General features: G+C 64.3%; 16 protein-coding genes and 1 pseudogene. 7 read left to right on the top strand and 10 right to left on the bottom strand.

Going from position 1 to position 17,392, the window contains the following annotated elements:
• Positions 1 to 60 precede the first annotated feature (60 nt).
• The 3 genes and pseudogenes from P7F60_RS21495 to P7F60_RS21485 all read right to left on the bottom strand — a co-directional run.
• Positions 61 to 271: pseudogene (locus P7F60_RS21495) on the bottom strand (transposase); the annotation flags it as partial.
• A 226-nt stretch (positions 272 to 497) separates the two neighbouring features.
• Positions 498 to 1,352, bottom strand: a complete 855-nt coding sequence (locus P7F60_RS21490) for a MurR/RpiR family transcriptional regulator (RefSeq protein WP_277919737.1) — start codon at positions 1,350 to 1,352, stop codon at positions 498 to 500.
• Between the two features lie 61 nt (positions 1,353 to 1,413).
• Positions 1,414 to 2,460 carry a spermidine/putrescine ABC transporter substrate-binding protein gene (locus tag P7F60_RS21485; protein WP_277919736.1) on the bottom strand — a complete coding sequence of 349 codons (1,047 nt, stop codon included), beginning with the start codon at positions 2,458 to 2,460 and terminating at the stop codon, positions 1,414 to 1,416.
• 163 nt (positions 2,461 to 2,623) lie between these two features.
• Here P7F60_RS21485 and P7F60_RS21480 point away from each other — a divergent pair, with 163 nt between their 5' ends.
• From P7F60_RS21480 to P7F60_RS21465, 4 genes are read left to right on the top strand one after another with little or no spacing between them, the layout of a single operon-like run.
• The gene (locus P7F60_RS21480) at positions 2,624 to 3,715 is read left to right on the top strand and encodes an ABC transporter ATP-binding protein (RefSeq protein ID WP_277919735.1); all 1,092 of its coding nucleotides are present in this window, start codon (positions 2,624 to 2,626) and stop codon (positions 3,713 to 3,715) included.
• On the top strand, positions 3,712 to 4,611 hold the full coding sequence (locus P7F60_RS21475) for an ABC transporter permease (protein WP_277919734.1): 900 nt from the start codon (positions 3,712 to 3,714) through the stop codon (positions 4,609 to 4,611). Before P7F60_RS21480 ends, P7F60_RS21475 begins: the two co-directional genes overlap by 4 nt.
• A gap of 11 nt (positions 4,612 to 4,622) precedes the next feature.
• Positions 4,623 to 5,453, top strand: a complete 831-nt coding sequence (locus tag P7F60_RS21470; protein WP_277919733.1) for an ABC transporter permease — start codon at positions 4,623 to 4,625, stop codon at positions 5,451 to 5,453.
• 1 nt (position 5,454) lies between these two features.
• The gene (locus P7F60_RS21465) at positions 5,455 to 6,594 is read left to right on the top strand and encodes a P1 family peptidase (protein ID WP_277919732.1); all 1,140 of its coding nucleotides are present in this window, start codon (positions 5,455 to 5,457) and stop codon (positions 6,592 to 6,594) included.
• Here P7F60_RS21465 and P7F60_RS21460 read toward each other — a convergent pair.
• Positions 6,573 to 7,466, bottom strand: a complete 894-nt coding sequence (locus P7F60_RS21460) for an AraC family transcriptional regulator (RefSeq protein WP_277919731.1) — start codon at positions 7,464 to 7,466, stop codon at positions 6,573 to 6,575. The genes P7F60_RS21465 and P7F60_RS21460 overlap by 22 nt on opposite strands.
• A gap of 97 nt (positions 7,467 to 7,563) precedes the next feature.
• On the opposite strand from P7F60_RS21460, the gene P7F60_RS21455 reads away from it, so the two are divergent.
• The 3 genes from P7F60_RS21455 (at position 7,564) to P7F60_RS21445 (ending at position 10,597) form a co-directional block, all read left to right on the top strand.
• Positions 7,564 to 9,129 (top strand): 4-hydroxyphenylacetate 3-hydroxylase N-terminal domain-containing protein, encoded by a 1,566-nt coding sequence (locus tag P7F60_RS21455; RefSeq protein ID WP_277919730.1) that lies wholly within the window; start codon positions 7,564 to 7,566, stop codon positions 9,127 to 9,129.
• Between the two features lie 13 nt (positions 9,130 to 9,142).
• Positions 9,143 to 9,655: a flavin reductase gene (locus tag P7F60_RS21450; RefSeq protein WP_277919729.1), complete on the top strand. Its 513-nt coding sequence runs from the start codon at positions 9,143 to 9,145 to the stop codon at positions 9,653 to 9,655.
• A 102-nt stretch (positions 9,656 to 9,757) separates the two neighbouring features.
• The gene (locus P7F60_RS21445) at positions 9,758 to 10,597 is read left to right on the top strand and encodes a nucleotidyltransferase domain-containing protein (RefSeq protein ID WP_277919728.1); all 840 of its coding nucleotides are present in this window, start codon (positions 9,758 to 9,760) and stop codon (positions 10,595 to 10,597) included.
• Positions 10,598 to 10,639: 42 nt separating this feature from the next.
• On the opposite strand, the gene P7F60_RS21440 is transcribed toward P7F60_RS21445, so the two are convergent.
• From P7F60_RS21440 to P7F60_RS21415, 6 genes are all read right to left on the bottom strand, one after another.
• Positions 10,640 to 11,146 (bottom strand): DUF1993 domain-containing protein, encoded by a 507-nt coding sequence (locus P7F60_RS21440; RefSeq protein WP_277919727.1) that lies wholly within the window; start codon positions 11,144 to 11,146, stop codon positions 10,640 to 10,642.
• A 121-nt stretch (positions 11,147 to 11,267) separates the two neighbouring features.
• Positions 11,268 to 11,969 (bottom strand): ABC transporter ATP-binding protein, encoded by a 702-nt coding sequence (locus P7F60_RS21435; RefSeq protein WP_277919726.1) that lies wholly within the window; start codon positions 11,967 to 11,969, stop codon positions 11,268 to 11,270.
• On the bottom strand, positions 11,966 to 13,678 hold the full coding sequence (locus P7F60_RS21430) for an ATP-binding cassette domain-containing protein (protein WP_277919725.1): 1,713 nt from the start codon (positions 13,676 to 13,678) through the stop codon (positions 11,966 to 11,968). The genes P7F60_RS21435 and P7F60_RS21430 overlap by 4 nt, the downstream gene beginning before the upstream one ends.
• Positions 13,665 to 14,534, bottom strand: a complete 870-nt coding sequence (locus P7F60_RS21425) for a branched-chain amino acid ABC transporter permease (RefSeq protein ID WP_277919724.1) — start codon at positions 14,532 to 14,534, stop codon at positions 13,665 to 13,667. Before P7F60_RS21425 ends, P7F60_RS21430 begins: the two co-directional genes overlap by 14 nt.
• 168 nt (positions 14,535 to 14,702) lie before the next feature.
• The gene (locus P7F60_RS21420) at positions 14,703 to 15,887 is read right to left on the bottom strand and encodes an ABC transporter substrate-binding protein (protein WP_277919723.1); all 1,185 of its coding nucleotides are present in this window, start codon (positions 15,885 to 15,887) and stop codon (positions 14,703 to 14,705) included.
• Between the two features lie 59 nt (positions 15,888 to 15,946).
• A complete protein-coding gene (locus P7F60_RS21415) occupies positions 15,947 to 17,383 on the bottom strand; it encodes an amidohydrolase (RefSeq protein WP_277919752.1) in 1,437 nt (478 codons plus the stop codon).
• Between the last annotated feature and the right edge of the window lie 9 nt (positions 17,384 to 17,392).

The raw sequence follows: 17,392 nt of genomic DNA, 5'->3' as shown, positions 1-17,392 counted from the left end.
GCGCCCAATCTGCTTTACCGGTGGCGCAGGCTCTTGAATGAGGGAGGTGCTGCAGCCGTGGTTTCTGACGAGCCGGTTGTCGAAATCCAAAGCAGTCATTCCTTGTTCCCTCGGAAGTCTGCGCCATCGACACAGAAGATTCGGCGCAACCCCATGAAGTCTGGTGATCGACGAAACGGTCTCGCACGGCTCAAAACTCTGCTCGATAATCTGCAGCTTCCGCTAGGACGTCGCCGGTGATCACTTCGATGCGTCGATAGTCGTTATACATAAGCCTGTCAGGTCGAAAGGGGGCACTCCACGATGGTTTCGTTTTGCGGCGTGGACGACCGCGAACTCTCCGCTGGCATCGACAAAGAACGCATCGGTCATGACACTTAGTATGCCAATTGTTTTCAAGCTATTCTTGACGCGTTTTTTCAAGTCATTTCTGCAGTTCTCCCGAGATTCTTCCAGGGTCTGCGTCCAGATTTCGGTCGCAGACCCTGGAATAGAAGTCAGCTCTCGAAATCGCCAAAAATGTCCTGCAGGCGGGTGAGTGTCTGGACGCGCTCGTCCACCTGGTTGCCGATGAGGACGATGATGTTGGAGAGCATCAGGTCCATGACCGCCGTCATGGTGGCGGCGCCATCCCAGAGGGGGCCATGCGAGCCGGGGACGATCAGGGCGATATCGGCGACCTCGCTGGCCCAGGGGCAGAATTCGTCGGTGAGCAGGATGACCTTGACGCCGGCGCGGCGGGCTTCGGCCGCCAGCGGCCGGGCCTTGGAGGCGAAACGGCGCACGTCATGCAGGAAGAGCACGCGGCCCTCGACCGAACCATCGAGCGCTTCGGCATAGGTGCCGTTCAGCCCGTCCATGAAGGAGACGCGCGGGCGCGAATAGGAAAGCTGCGAGGCGAAATATTGCGCGATGCCGCGCACATTCTGGTAGGCGGCGACATAGACTTCGCTGGCGGAAATCAGCGCATCGATGGTCTGCTGCCATTCCGGTTGGGTCATCAGCTCGTAAACGACCCCGAGATTGTCGATCTGCTGCTGCACGAGGCCGGCGAGCAGCTTGCCCTCGCGGATATCCTGCTGCAGCCGGGCGACCGGGCCTTTCACCTGCCAGGCGGGATTGGAGCGGCCGCGCCTAAGCGCCGTCTTCATCTCGTCGAGACCGTCGAAGCCGAGGCGGCGCAGGTAGCGCCCGACCGTCATCTGCGAAATGCCGAGCCGCGCGGCGATGGATTTCGCCGTCTCGAACGGCAGTTCGGCCAGATTGCGCTCGATATACTGGGCGATCAGCTTGTCGGTCTTCGATTTGCGCAGGTCTGCGCTTTGCAGGCGCGTGACAATGTCTTTCGCCACAGTCGTCCCCTCCGAGCATTTTCTCCGCCCGCTTTGGCGGGCGGAGTTTGAAACGCGCCTTTTACTGCGCGGTCTTCACCTTGGTCCAGACCCGGTCGAGCTGGCGCAGGCCGGCGCCCAGATCCTGGAAAATCTGCAACCGCTCCATGGTCTGGTCGGTCGGATTGATTTCCTTGCTATTCTTGATGTTTTCCGGCGTCAACTGACGGGCCGGGACATTCGGCGTGCCGTTGGTCTGCTGCGAGACGTTGAGCGCGGCGATCTCCGGGCGGGTGTAGAATTGCAGGAATTTCCTGGCGTTCTCCTTGTTCGGCGCGCTTTTCAGCACGCAGATGTCTTCCTGGTACATGGTCGCGCCTTCCTCGGGGATGACATAGCCCAGATCCTTCGGGTTGCCGAAGACGTCGATCATGCTGCCGACGAAGAAATGGGCCGCCGCAACGTCGCCGGAGCCGACCATCGGGCGGGAATCATAGGTGAAGGCGGCGACATAGGGCTTCATCGCGATCACCGTATCGGCCGCCTGCTGCAATTCCTCGGCATTGGTCGAATTGACCGAATGGCCGTTGAGGATCAGGCCGACGCCCAGCACTTCGCGCATGTCGTCGAGCAGGGTGATCTTCAGGCCCTTTTCCTTCACCGTCGCCAGCAGATCCTTCCAGCCCACCACATCCTTGCCGAGAACCTTGCGGTTGTAGAGGATGCCGACCGTGCCGAAGGCGTAGGGCAGGCAATATTCGCCCTTCGGGTCGCTCTTGGCGCGCAGGAAGCGCGGATCGATGTTCTTGAAGCCTTCATAGGTGTCGATGTCGGTCTTTTCGAGCAGATCGAGCTTCGACATGATGTCCTGCATATGCACGGACGGGAAGACGATATCGTAGCCGCTGGCGCCGCCCTGGATCTTGGCGAGCATTTCCTCGTTGGAGGAATAGGTCGAGAGATTGACCTTGATCTTGGTCTCCTCCTCGAATTTCTGCAGCACGGCCGGATTGATGTATTCGCCCCAGTTGTAGATGTTCAGTTCGTCGGCGAAGGCGCCGGCGGGCAGGGTCAGTGCCGTAAACGCAATAAGGCTCAGGCGCCGGAGGGCGCTTTTCAACGTCGTCATTGGTGTTCCCCTTGTCGGATTTCCCTTCGGGATCCCGCTCGTTTTTTCCGCAAGCAAGCACGGAAAGACCGGATCCTTCGGGGCGTTGACTTGTACGAAAAAATGATATCAACATACCGAAATCACGCAAGAGTTAATTTGATAACATTTCGGGGAACGAAACATGCGGGATGCAATCGTGCGGCTGGTCTCGGCCGCCAAGGCCTTTGCGACGCCGGAAGGCGGCAAGGTCACGGCATTGGACGGTATCGATCTCGATATCGGCCGCAATGAATTCATCACGCTGCTCGGGCCCTCCGGCTGCGGCAAGACCACGCTGCTGCAGGCGATCAGCGGTTTCGTCGAGCTGGATGCCGGTCGCATCGAGATCGACGGCGTCGACATGACCGACCGGCCGCCCTATCGCCGGCCGGTCAACACCGTCTTCCAGAATTACGCGCTGTTTCCGCATATGACGGTCGGTCAGAACACCGGCTATGCGCTTGAAGTCGCCGGCATCGGCAAGGCGGAGCGCACGGAGCGCGTCCGGGCGGTGCTGCAAATGGTCGGGCTTTCCGGCATGGAAGGGCGCCTGCCGCGTCAGCTCTCCGGCGGCCAGCAGCAGCGCGTGGCGCTGGCGCGCGCCATCGTCGCGCGGCCGAAGGTGCTGCTGCTCGACGAGCCGTTGTCGGCGCTCGACAAGAATCTGCGCGAGGCGATGCAGCTTGAATTGAAATCGCTGCAAAACGACCTCGGCATCACCTTCATCTTCGTCACCCATGACCAGCAGGAAGCGCTGACCATGTCGGACCGGGTGGCGGTGCTCGCCAATGGCCGCATCCAGCAGCTCGATGCACCGCGCACCATCTATGACAAGCCGGTCAATGCCTTCGTCGCCAGCTTCGTCGGCGCCAGCAACCTGCTCGACGGGCGCGACGAGGCCGGCGGTTTCGTGCTGGAGGACGGCACGGTGCTGCGCCATGGCGGCCATGACCGTGCGTCGGCCAAGGGCACGGCGCTGGTGCGACCGGAGCATTTTTCGCTGGTCTCGCGCTGTGACAATGCCCCGGCGCTTGACATCACCCTCGACCAGATCGTCTTCGTCGGCTCGTCCTTCGAACTCTTCGGGCATACCGCCTCCGGCCGCCGGCTGGTGGCGCAGGTGCCGGCCGGCGAAAAGGGCGCGGTCGGCGCCCTGCAGCCGGGGCAGACGGCGCGCTGGTATTACGATCCGGACAGCGTCCACCTGCTCTGCGAAGGGGAGGGGGCGCGATGAAGCTCGCCAACCAGCGGCGTTTGCAGATCGGCGTCCTGCTCGGACCGGTGACGCTGTTCCTCGCTTTCTTCTTCGCCATTCCGCTCGGCATCATGGTGGTCACCAGTTTTCTGGCGCCCGGCCTCTATGGCGGGGTGGAATGGACCTATTACCCGCATAATTTCGGCCGTATTCTCGGCTTTGCCGATCCGGCCTTCGAGGAATACGATCCGGTCTATATCGCCATCTTCTTCCGTTCGCTGAAGATCGCGGCGGTGACGGTTCTGGCGACGCTGCTCGTCTGTTATCCCGCCGCCTTCCACATCAGCCGGCTGCCGGACAAATGGAAGAATTTCTGCCTGTTCCTGATCACGCTGCCGTTCTTTTCCAGCCTGATCGTGCGCCTCTTCGTCTGGGTGATGATCCTGCGCCCGACCGGGCTGATCAACGAGACGCTGATCGGGACGGGCATCATCGCCCGGCCGCTGGAGATGATCTATACCGACGGGGCGATCGTGCTCGGCATGGTCTATGTCTTCATTCCCTTCATGTTCATGCCGGTCTATGCCAGCATCGAGAAGCTGGACTGGCGGCTGGTGCAGGCCTCGCTCGATCTTGGCGCCGGGCCGGTGCGCACCTTCTTCCGCATCATCCTGCCGCTGACGGCGCCCGGCATTCTCGGCGGCTCGGTCATTGTCTTCATTCCGGCGCTCGGCAATTTCGTCGTGCCGGCGGTGCTCGGCGGCGCCAAGGTGATGATGCTCGGCAATCTCATCGAGGGCCAGTTCCTCGCGGCGCGCAACTGGCCGTTCGGCTCGGCGCTGGCGATGATGGTCATGGCCGTGATGCTGGTGCTGCTGACCGGTTATGTCATCCTCTCCGGCCGGCGCAACGCCGCCGAAGCCCTGTCGCGCTAGGAGGCTGCGCCATGAAAATCGCCCGCGCGCTGTTCAACGGCACCCTGACGCTCTACACCGTGCTGTTCTTCGCCTTCATCTATATTCCGCTGGTGCTGATCGCCGTCTATTCGTTCAATGCCAATCCGGTCACCATGATGGTCTGGAGCGGCTTCACCACCGAATGGTATGCCCAGGTTCTCGGCTTCAAGACGACGGTTTCGGAAAGTGCCCTCTATATCGAATCCACCGACCAGCTCGTCGCCGCCGTGTTCAACAGCCTGAAGATCGCCGGCGCGACCACCCTCGTCTCGACGGTGCTGGGCACGGCGATGGCGCTCGCTTTGCATCGCTACAATTTCCTCGGCAAGCGTTTCTATCAGGTGGCGCTGTTCATGCCGATGCTGATGCCGGATATCGTGCTCGGTATCGCGCTTCTGATCTTCTTCGTCAGCGCCGGCATTCATCTGGGGTTGACGACGATCATCATCGGCCAATGCACCTTCCTGATTTCCTATGTGTTCATCGTCGTCTCGGCGCGGCTTGCCGGCATGGGCCGGACGCTGGAACATGCCTCGGCCGATCTCGGCGCCAATGAATGGGTGACCTTCCGCAAGGTGATCCTGCCGCAACTGATGCCCGGCATTCTCGGCGGCGGGCTGCTCGCCTTCATCATCTCGATGGACGATCTCGTCATCACGTATTTCATCGCCGGCGTCGATGTCACGACGCTGCCCATGTTCATCTTCGCGATGCTAAGACGCGGCATCAAGCCGGAGATCAATGCGATCGCGGTGATGATGCTGACCTTCTCTTTCCTCGTGGCCTCCTTCGGCCTCTATCTTCGTTCCCGGCAGAAATGACATGACCTTCCAGACTTATAAGCCCAATTCTCCCAAACCTCGTGGCCGCGATCTCGGCCTGCCCTTCACCGGCCGCACCGGCACGTACAATGCGATCACCGATGTCGCCGGCATCGGCGTCGGCTACCGCACCATGATCGAGAACGAACCGCGTCCCGGCCGCGCCCGCCCGGTGCGCACCGGCGTCACCGCCATCCTGCCGCATATGTTTTCGGAGACCCCGGTGCCCGTCTATGCCGGCGTCCATCGTTTCAACGGCAATGGCGAGATGACCGGCACGCACTGGATCGAGGATGGCGGTTATTTCCTCGGGCCGGTCGTCATCACCAATACCCATGGCGTCGGCATGGCGCATCATGCGACGGTGCGCTGGATGATCGACCGCTATGCCTCGACCTACCAGACCGACGATTTCCTCTGGATCATGCCGGTCATCGCCGAGACCTATGACGGGGCGCTGAATGACATCAACGCGCTCGCCGTCACCGAGGCCGACGTGCGCGCCGCCCTCGACAGCGTCGCCTCCGGTCCCGTGCAGGAAGGCAATTGCGGCGGCGGCACCGGCATGATCACCTATGGTTTCAAGGGCGGCACCGGCACGGCCTCGCGCCTCGTAGACTTCGGCGGACGGACCTTTACCGTCGGCGCGATGGTGCAGGCCAATCACGGCCAGCGCGACTGGCTGACCATCGGCGGCGTGCCGGTGGGACGCCACATGCAGGATGGCACGCCGCAGAGCCAGTTGCAGGAGCGCGGCTCGATCATCGTCGTCATCACCACCGACCTGCCGCTGATGCCGCATCAGCTCAAGCGCCTCGCGCGCCGCGCCGCCATCGGCATCGGCCGCAACGGCACGCCGGGCGGCAACAATTCCGGCGATATCTTCCTCGCCTTCTCCACCGCAAATGCCCGCCCGATGCAGCATCGCGCCGAGCCCTTTTTGCAGGTGGAGATGGTCAATGACGAACCGCTCGACCCGGTCTACATGGCCGCCGTCGATGCCGTCGAGGAGGCGGTGGTCAACGCCATGCTGGCGGCCGAAGATCTGGGCGGCACGGTCTATGACCGCTTTCTCATTCGCGCCATCGACCATGGCCATCTCTGCGAGGTGATGCGCAGCTACGGCCGCTTGGCGGTCTGACCCCCGCTTCCCAGCCGCGCCGCCCGCCAGACGCCGGGCGGCAGGTTTTCGGAGGCCTTGAAGACGCGGGAGAAATAGGCCGCGTCCTTCAGCCCCAGCTCATAGGCGATGTCTTCCACCGAGCGGACGGTGAACAGCAGCAGCCGCTTGGCCTCCAGCATTCGCCGCTCGCTGACGAATTCCTTGGGCGCGAGACCGAAGGCCTCGTGGCAGGCACGCGCCAGCAGATGCGGCGTCGTGGCCAGTGTCTCGACGTAGCGCTCCATGCGCCAGTTGTCGCGAAAATGCCGGTCGACCAGGGCGCGGAAGCGCCGTGCCAGCGCCAGCGGCCCGGCTTCGGCTGCTTCCGCCGGCCCGTCATGGGCAAGGCGGGCGATATCGGTCAGCACCACGCCGGTCAGCGCGGCCAGCACCTTTTCCATGCCGAACCGGCCCTGGTGATATTCGCTTTCGAGGCGGCGCAGGATGGCGTCGATGCCGGCCCAATGCGGGTTTTCGGGCGGTTCGGCGAGGAACAGCGGCCGGTCGAGCGGCAGGATGGTCTGCGCCCTAATCGCCATCAGCGCATCGTCGGCGATGGAGACGACGATGGCATCCGAGCTTGCCGGATCGACCTCGAAGCCATGCACGACGCCGCTCGGCATGAAGCCGATGGCGGGCGCGAAAAAGTCCACGGCCCGGTCCTCGTAGAAATAGCGGCCGCGCCCTTTCGTCCAATAGGTGATCTGCGACAGATGGTCGTGGCGATGGGCGTCGACGGCGCCGAGATGCAGGCCTTTCCGGGCCATGACCGTCTCCACATGGATGAATCCCACATCCAGCGGCCTGTCCGGCTCGCCATAGACGAAATAGGAGGGAACGGCGCCCGTCATGCATCCTGCCGAAAAAAGTACAATCGATTTTGCCATTCTGTCCATGGAGCTTGCGGCTGGCAAGGTCTATTCCTGACGAAAGTCAAAGGAGGAATGCATGCACACCCATCTTCGTCAGGCTTCGCAGCGCGCCGAGGACCACCGCGCCGACAAGACCCGGCCGTTCACCGGCGCGGAATATCTGGAGTCGCTGCGCGATGGCCGCGAGGTCTATATCAACGGCGAGCGTATCGCCGATGTGACCACGCATCCCTCCATGCGCAATTCCGCCCGCTCGATTGCCCGCATGTACGATGCGCTGCATGACGAAAAGACCAAGGCGCGGCTGACCTCGCCGACCGATACCGGCAATGGCGGCTATACCCACAAATATTTCCGCGTCGCCCGCTCCTCCGAGGAACTGGTCGCCCAGCAGGGCGCCATCGCCGATTGGGCGCGCATGTCCTATGGCTGGATGGGCCGCACCGCCGATTACAAGGCGGCGCTGATGAACACGCTCGGCGCCAATGCCGATTGGTATGGCCCCTTCAAGGACAATGCGCTCGCCTGGCACAGGCGCGCCCAGGAAGCGGCGCTGTTCATGAACCACGCCATCGTCAATCCGCCGATCGACCGCCACAAGCCCGCCGACCAGGTGAAGGACGTCTTCGTCCACATCACCAAGGAAACCGATGCCGGCATCTACGTTTCCGGCGCCAAGGTCGTGGCGACTTCCTCGGCGCTGACGCATTACAACTTCCTCGCCCAGAGTTCGGCGACCGTCACCGAAGACCCGTCGCTGTCGGTGATGTTCATCGTGCCGATGAACGCCCCGGGCATCAAGATGTTCTGCCGCGTTTCCTATGAGCAGACGGCCAATACGGTCGGTCATCCCTTCGATTATCCGCTGTCGTCGCGTTTCGACGAGAACGATGCGATCCTCGTGCTCGACAACGTCTTCGTTCCCTGGGAAGACGTGCTGGTGCTGCGCGATGCGCAAAAAATCCTGTCCTTCCATCCGGCCTCGGGTTTCATGCATGGCTATTGCTTCCAGGGCTGCACGCGTTTCGCGGTGAAGCTGGATTTCATCGCCGGCCTGCTCGCCAAGGCACTGCGCGCCACCGGCGGCGACGCCTTCCGCGGCAACCAGGCCGCACTCGGCGAAGTCATCGCGCTGCGCCACATGTTCTGGAGCTTCTCCAACGCCATGGCCTATAATCCGCAGCCCTGGGCCAACGGCGCGGTGCTGCCGAATATGGAAGCGGCGCTTTCCTATCGCACCTTCATGTCGGAGGCCTATCCACGCGTCATCGAGACGGTGCGCAAGGTGGTCGCCTCCGGCCTGATCTACCTGCCGTCCTCCGCCAAGGATTTCAACAATCCCGAGATCGACCGCTACCTGGCGCAATATGTGCGCGGCTCCGACAATATGAGCCACAAGGAGCGCATCAAGATCATGAAGCTGCTCTGGGATGCGACCGGCACGGAATTCGGCGGCCGCCATGCGCTTTACGAGCTCAACTATGCCGGCGCGCCGGAAGAGGTTCGCCTGCAGGTTCTGCGCGGCGCCGAGCGCGGCGGGCGGATGCGCGAGATGGAAGCGCTGGTCGACCAGTGCATGGACGATTACGACGAGAACGGCTGGACGGGCGATACCTGGCTGCCGCCCCTCGGCCAGGCATAAGGGAGGAAAAGCGATGGAGGAGCGCATTTCCAAGGCCGATTTCCGCAATGCGATGGCGCGGGTCTGCGCCCCCGTCAACGTCATCACCACCAACGGACCCGCCGGGCGCGGCGGGTTCACCGCCACCGCCATGTGCTCGGTCACCGACGAGCCGCCGACGCTGCTGGTCTGCATGAACGGCCGGTCGGAGCAATGCGGGCTGTTTCTCGAAAACCGCCGCTTCTGCGTCAACGTGCTCGCCCATGACCACCAGACGCTTGCCGGCTATTTCGCCGGCCAGCAGGCGGATATGTCGGCGCGTTACGCGGCGGCGGAATGGGTGGACCTGCCCTCCGGCAGCCATGCGCTTGCCGATGCCATCGTCTCCTTCGATTGCCGGCTGACGGAAGCTCGCCTCGTCGGCACGCATCACATTCTTCTCGGTGAAATCGTCGACATCCGCTCGCGCACCGACGGCAATGCGCTGCTCTATTTCGACCGCGCCTATGTCAACATTCCCAGTCAGATGGGCAGTTTCGGCGGATGACATGAAACCGGCGAGCCTGTCGCTCGCCGGCCGGCTTGCCGAAACCATTTCTGCGAGACATTCTGTCTGCCAGTCATGGCATCATGCACAAGGACAAGCGGAATGGATCAAGGAGAATTCATCGGCTACGTCGTCTCCGAAATGATCCATCATACGAGGATGCGCGGTCTTTTCCTTGGCGGCAGCTATGGGCAGGGAACCGCCGACAGCTTCAGCGACATCGATCTGATCGCGCTTGTCGAGCCCGACGCCCATGAAGACATGATTGCAGTATGGCGTGGTATTCTGGAGAGCATCGCGCCGATCGTTTTCTGGAACCGTCGTGGCCAGGAAAAGGTGCTGCTGAATGCGATCACCGCCGATTGGCTGCGCTTCGATCTCTCCCTGATGCCGCCTTCGGCTTTTGCCGGCCGCGCCCGCAAAAGCGTCAAGCCGCTGATCGACCGGGACGGCCTTTACGAGACCCTGCCGGAAAGCCTCGCCGAGAAAGGCCCGGATCCCGACAAGGTGAAATTCTTGATCGACGAATTCATCCGGGTCCTCGGCTTGCTGCATGTCGTCATCGGCAGGGGTGAATACCTCGTGGCCGTCACCGGAGCCGGCATATTGCGCAACCATCTCACCAACCTGATGCTCGAGGAGACCGCGTCCGCCGGTCGCGGCGGAGCGCTGCATCTGAGCAAGGCGCTTCCCCCGCCGGATATGGCCCTGCTGCTATCCCTTCCATTCCCCAAGCCGGACAGGAACGAGATCATCGAGGCCCATTTCCATATCGCCCGGCAATTCCTGCCGCGCGCCTATGGTTTGGCGGCAAGGCTGGGTCTTCCGTGGCCGGAAGGCTTTGAAAGAGCCACGCTCCGAAAACTGGGCGCCACCCTCGGCGATTCTATCGACTGGCAGGGGCTTGCGGCGGCGCCGAAGGCCGGCGGTGGACATCTGTGAAAGAGACCGCACCTGAAATGATGCGGCCCTTTCCGTATTGGCTCAGGTACGGCCCAAGAAGTCCAGCTTGCCGACGGCGACGCCGTTGTGGCGCAGGATGGCGTAGGCGGTCGTCAGGTGGAAGTAGAAATTCGGGATGGCGTAGGTCAGCAGATAATCCTTGCCGGTGAAATGCACTTCCTGCTGGCGCGTCTTCAGCACCACGTCGCGTTCCTCGGCGCCGGCATAGGCGGATTCCGGCAAGGAGGCGAGGTAGGCGGTGGTCTTGTCGATGCGGGCGCGCAGGTCGGCCAGCGTCACCTCGTCATCGGGGAAGCTCGGCGCCTCGGTGCCGGTCAGGCGGGCCGCCGCACCCTTGGCGGTGTCGCTGAGGCGCTGGATCTGGCCGGCAAGCGACAACATGTCCGGGGCCAGCCGCGCATTGACCAGCACTTCCGGCTTGAATTTCTTCTCCTCCGCCAAGGCCTCGGCCTTGTCGAGCAATTTGGAAAGCACGGCAAAGCCGCGCTGGAAGGTGGGGATGGAGAGGTCGTAGGCGGAGATCGACATGGGAAAACCCTCTGGATGAAAGACGGCGCGGCCGCAAGGCCGGGCTACAGATAGGTGCTGTGCAGCCGTCTTTCAGGAGGCGGCGTCACGATAATGACGCCGCCCCTTCGGTTTTTCCGTGTTACGCGGCGGCGTCGCCGAGATAGAGCTTGTGCAGATGGGCGGGATCGCGCGCGAGCGCCTCGCACCCGCCGTCATAGACGATCTGGCCGCGGCGTAGCACATAGGCGCGGTTGCCGATGGCGAGCGCGAGCGCCGCGAACTGCTCCACCAGCACCACCGCCATGCCGTCGTCGGCAAGCTGGCGCACCGCCCGCATCAGGCGGTTGACGATGACGGGGGCGAGGCCGGAAGACATTTCGTCGATCAGGATGACGCGCGGCCGGTTGACGATGGATCTTGCGATGACCACCATCTGCTGCTCGCCGCCCGAGAGCATGCCGGCCTTGACGTCACGGCGCTGCAAAAGCTCGGGAAACAGGTCGTAGGCCTCTTTCAGATCGGCATCGGGATGCAGCGCGACCTTGAGGTTTTCCTCCGTCGTCATCTCGGAAAAGACGGTGCGGCCCTGCTCGACATGGCTCAGCCCCGCCTTGGCGCGGGCGCCGGCGCGCAGCCTGGTCAGTTCCGTGCCGTCGAGGCCGATCGAGCCGGCGCGGACGGGAATGATGCCCGACAGGCTTTCCAGGAAGGTGGTCTTGCCGGCGCCGTTGGAGCCGAGCAGCACGCTGATCTCGCCGCCCCTGGCCTCGACGTCGATGCCGCGAATGACGGGGATGCTGGCGCGGTCGACCTGCAGGCCCTTGATCGAAAACGTGGTCATTCCGCTGCCTCCTCGAATTCGATGCCCATATAGGCCTTTTGCACCACCGGCATGTTCAGCACTTCGGCCGGCGCGCCGGAGGCGATGACGCGTCCGAAATCGAACACGGTGATCGCCGAGCAGGCGCGGCGGACGAGGTCCATGTCGTGCTCGATCAGGAGCACGGCGCTGCCGAAGGTCGCGGGGATAGCGGCGATGCGTTCGCCGAGCTTCAGCGCCTCGTCATAGGAAACGCCGGCGGCCGGCTCGTCGAGCAGGATGACGGGCGCACGGGAAGCGACCGCGCCGGCGACGTCGAGCAGGCGGCGCGTGCCGACATCGACCGTGCCGATCGGCGTATCCGGGCCGGGGCAGCCGAACCAGGCGAGCAGGCTTTCCAGCTCCGTGGCGCTGATCGGGCCGCTGGCCAGGCGGATATATTCGCCGACGCGCAGTTCCGGCGCGATGCGGGTCGTCTGCCAGGTGCGGCGGATGCCGATATTGGCGCGCGACGTCGCCGACAGGCCTTCGAGCGGCTTGCCGTTCAGCAGGATCGAGCCGTCATAACGATAGAGGAAGCCGGCGATGGCATCGACCAGCGTCGACTTGCCGGCACCGTTCGGGCCGACCAGGCCGACGACCGTGCCGGCCGGCACCGTCAGGTTGACCCCCGAAAGCGCAGTCACCGCGCCGTAGCGGACGGTGACATCGCGCACTTCCAGAGCGATGCCAGCGGGGTGGGCGGTTTTTTCCGGCAATGAACCGGCTGCGACGGCGGCTTCCACCTTGCGTTTCGGGCCGAGCTTGCGGGCCAGCCGCGTCCAGGTCTCGGCGATGGTCTCGCCGCTCGACAGGGCCTGCACCGCGCCGACGGCGAAGAAGACGTTGCCGACGTCCTGCGGCAGGTTCAGCCGGCGCAGAAGCTCCGGGAACAGCACGATCATCATGCCGCCGGCAATGGCGCCGAGGGTGAAATGCGCGCCGGCCATGGTGGCGACGGCGAACAAGGCGAGCGACTGCATCATGGAAAAGTTTTCGGAGACCAGCGTGCCGAGATAACCGGCCAGCAAGCCGCCGGAAACGCCGGAGATGAAGGCGCTGATCGCAAAGGCGCTGAGCTTGGCGCGGGGGATGGAGATGCCGTTGGCGGCGGCGGCGCGTTCGGAATGGCGCACGGCCAGCCAGGAGGCGCCGAGCCGCGAGCGGCTGACGAATTCCAGCGCCACGGCGATGATGCCGTAGACCAGCAGCACGAAGAGGAAATAGCCGCGGTCGGAGGAAAACGCATCCGGGCGGGCGACCTGGGTGAAGCTCGTCTGGCCGGGGAAGGTGATGGTCGCCAGCACCGTATCGAAGGCGGCGGCAAAACCAAGTGTGACGATGGCGAGGTTGATGCCGCGCAGGCGCAGCGCCGGCAGGCCGATGGCGACGCCGACCGGCACGGCGGCGAGACCGCCGACCAGCATCCAGACGGCAAGGCCGCCCGGCGCCTCGATCAGGTTGAGATAACCCGTCACCCAGGCGCCGACGCCGGCAAAGGACATCTGGCAGAGCGAGATCATACCGGTGCGGCCGGTGACGAGGCCGAGACTCTGCAGCGCGATGCCGACGATGAAGACGGCGGTCAGCAGGAAGACCCAGTATTTCGGCAGTAGGAGCAGGATGACGGCGCCGAGAACGGCAAGCGACAGGGCGGTGGTGACGGCGGCGCGGAAACTAGCGTGCTTCATCCCAGCGGGCTCCTCTTTGCGACCACAACAGGACGGCAAGAATGACAAGGAAAGGTACGGTGCTGCGGTATTGGCTGACGGCATCGATGGCGCTGACGCCGCCTTCGAGAAGGCCGATCATCACACCGCCGACCAGCGCGGCGCGGAAACTGGAGAAAGCGCCGATAAGCGCCGCCGCCAGCGCCGGCACGACCAGCAGGCTGAGCGACGAAAAGTCCGGCGAGCGCAACGGCGCGATGATCATCAGCGCGAAGGAGGTGACGGCGCCGGTGACCGCCCAGACGCCGAGCGCCAGCAGGCGCACGCGAATGCCGATCAGCTCGGCCGCCATCGGCCGCTGCGACAGGGCGCGAAGCTGCAGGCCGGTGCGGGTGCGGGCGAGGAACTGTTCGGTCAGCACGGTGAAGGCGACCGACAGGATGAGTGTCGTTACCGCCGCCCAGGTGACCTCGACGCCGGCAAGCCGGAAGGCGGAGCCGGGAATGACCTCGGGGAAATAATGCGGATGCTGGCCGCCGGTCAGGCGCAGGCCGACGGCGATGATGCCGACCAGCAGCGCCGCCGTCACCGCCGCCTTGGTCGAGGCGTTGGTGTTGGCGAACCAGGTGGTCATGACCAGGCCGATCAGCACGCCGGCAAGCGCGCCGGCGGCGACGCCGAGCAGCACGGCCGGCAGCAGCGGCATGCCAAGCTCGACGAAGGTCACCATGACGAAGGTTCCGATGGCGCCGATGGCGGCCCCGGTGAAATTCACCACGGCGACCAGCCGATAGGTGAAGATGGCGCAGACGCCGAGTATGGCGTAAGCACCGCCGGCCGATAGCCCGGCGACGGCAGCCGTAAAAAGAGAATTCATGTCCGGAACTCCGGGGCCGATGCGCAAGCGGCGCATCCTGTCTTCGGTCGCGTCCCTTGGGGCGGCCCTCCTCCGGGCGCGGCCAAGGGGTCGGAAAAATCGGCGCTGGAACGGTTCCGCTGCCGTGTTGGCCCGCCCCGCGCGCGGGGCAGGCCGTGTCAGACGGTGTTACTCAGCCTTGGGCAGGGTGAACCAGTCCTTGGTCTTGACCGTCCACTTGCCGTCGACGAGCTGCATGACCTTGGTGGCCTGCATCGGCGAATGCGTCTTGGCGTCGCCGAAGACATAGGTGCTGCCGGCCATCGGGTACTTGAGTTCCTTGCCTTCCTTCAGCGCGGCGGTCACGGCTTCGCGGGTGACTTCGCCGTCGATGCCGGAGATGGTGTCGATCAGCACCTTGGCGGCGAGATAGCCGCCCTGCGAGAAGGCGGTCTTGGCAAGGCCGGCCGCATCCATGGTCTTGATCCAGTCGGCATTGGCCTCGCTGCCGGTCTCGGTGTAGGGCTCCCATTCGGTGCCGACATAGACCGGCTGCTTGCTGTCGGCCAGCGCCTTGGCGACGCCGTCGGTGTAGCCCGGGGCGAGGAACAGCCAGTTGATGCCGCTGACCTTCTGGGCATCGGCCGTCTTGACCCACTGCACGACGCCCGGCTCGACCTGGTTGGTCATGACCGCATCGCAGCCGGCGTCGCGGGCCTTGATGACGTAGGGCGTCAGGTCGCCCTGCGGCGGCAGGGTCATGTCGATCAGGGTGATCTTGTTGCCGCTCATCTTTTCCCAGCGGGCGACGGCGTTGGCATAGGCCTCCTGCGTGCCGCCGATGATGATGAAGAAGGCGCAGAGCTTCTTGGCGCCGAGATCCTTGGTGGCGTAGTCGAGCACGGCGGTGCTCAGCGTATAGGGGCCGACATTGACCGGGGCGACGCTCGGCGCATTGAAGCAGAGCGGATCGACGCCGACGCCCTGCACGGCCATGACGTCGTTGCGGCTGTAGGTGGCGGCGTTGACGGCGCAATCGAGCAGGCTGGCGCCACCGGCGAGCGCCACGACGCCCTTGTTGTCGATCAGGTCGCGGGCGGCTTGGGCGGCGACCTGCGGGTCGCCCTTGTCGTCAGCCAGCGTGAACTCGATCTTGCAGCCGTTGATGCCGCCGGCATCGTTGAGCTGCTTGAAGACGGCGCCGGTCGCCTTGGGCGCGTCGGAGAAGTCCGAGACGCCGGTGACGGTGGAGACGGCGCCGATCTGGATCGGGCCATTCGCGCAGGTCGGCGCGGCCTCAGCCGAGGCGCTGGCGGCGAAGAGGCCGAGCGCCGTCGCCGCGGAGGCGAGGAAAATGGTTCTGGTGGATGTCATGCTGCTCCCTTTCCCTGTTTACCCTTGGCTGCTGCCGCAGGCGTTCTCCCTTGAAGACGTTAGCGCCGATAAACGGCGCGGCCTTCGAAATATGTCGTCACGACCTTGGTGGCGGCGATGCGGTTCGCCGGCACGTCGAAAACATTCTGGTCGAGGACGATGATGTCAGCCGACTTGCCGGGCTCGATCGAGCCGGTTTCCTGCGAAATGCCCATGGCGATGGCCGAATTGAGCGTGAAGATGCGGATGGCGGTGGCCAGGTCGATGGCCTGCTCGGCCCACAGCGAAACGCCGGGGAAGGCGCCGGACGGATTCTGGCGGGTCACCATACCCTCGATGCCGGTCAGCGGATCGGGCACGGGGATGACCGGCCAGTCCGAACCGCCGGCGAGCAAAGCGCCGGTCTTTTGAAGGTCGGCGATCGGCCAGAAGCGGGTGGCGCGTTCCTCGCCCATGGCTTCCTTGTGTCCCTCGAGGAAGGTCGTCGGATACCAGATCATCGGGCAGAGATCGGCGACCACGCCGAGGGGCGCGAAGCGCGCGACATCCTCGTGGCGGATATAGCTGGCATGGGCGATGTGGTGCAGCACCTTGGTCGGGCCGTTGAAATGGCGCACCGCCTCGACGGCGTCGAGCATCTCGGTGACGGCATAATCGCCGGCGCAATGGATCTTCAGGCCCATGCCCAGTTTTTCCGACTTGTCGACATATTTGACGAGGTCGGGATAGGTGACCAGCACTTCGCCGCGATAGCCGTGGGGATGCGCCGCATCGTCGACATAGGCGTCGTGGAAGGCGCCGGTGCGCGCACCCGGAACGCCGTCGAGGAAAATCTTGGTGTAGTTCGGATGGACGTGGCGGGTGCGGTATTCGTCGCGCAGCGCCAGCAGCTCGTCGCCGGAAAGGCCGAACATGAAGGAGGGCTCGATCAGCGGCAGCGAGGTGACGGCCCAGGCGGTCAGCTCGCCCTTGGCGTCGAGGCCGGTCAGGGCCTTGAGGATCGGCAGCACCGAGGCGGCGTCCTGGAAGGCGGTAACGCCGTAGGAATTGACGATCTCGACGGCGCGCGCGACGGCGGCTTCGCCCATCGCTTCGGTGAAGTGGTCGGCGGCGACACGCTCGACGATGCCGGCGGCGGATTCGATCAGCAGGCCGGTCAGACGGCCGGTGGCGGGATCGCGGCCGAAGGCGCCGGCCGGCGGGTCGGGCTGGTTGTCGGAAATGCCCGACAGGCGCATCGCCTCGCTGTTGACCCAGCGATTGTGCATGGTCTCGTCGCGCAGCAGCACCGGATGGCCGAGGCCGGCGGCGTCGAGCTTGGCCAGCGACGCCTCGCTGTTCAGCGCCGTGATCATGTCGGCGCCCCACTGGTTGGCGACGATCCACTGGCCGGGGCCGGCGGCTTCCGCCTGGGCGCGCACATGGGCGCAGATATCGTCGACCGAAGCGCCGGCGGCGATCTGGGTCTCGAACAGGTCGGCCTGGCCGCCCATCATGTGCGGGCC

It is taken from the genome of Rhizobium sp. YJ-22 (genome assembly GCF_029601685.1).
Lineage (GTDB): Bacteria > Pseudomonadota > Alphaproteobacteria > Rhizobiales > Rhizobiaceae > Metarhizobium.
This window is presented reverse-complemented; position numbering and strand designations above follow the sequence as displayed.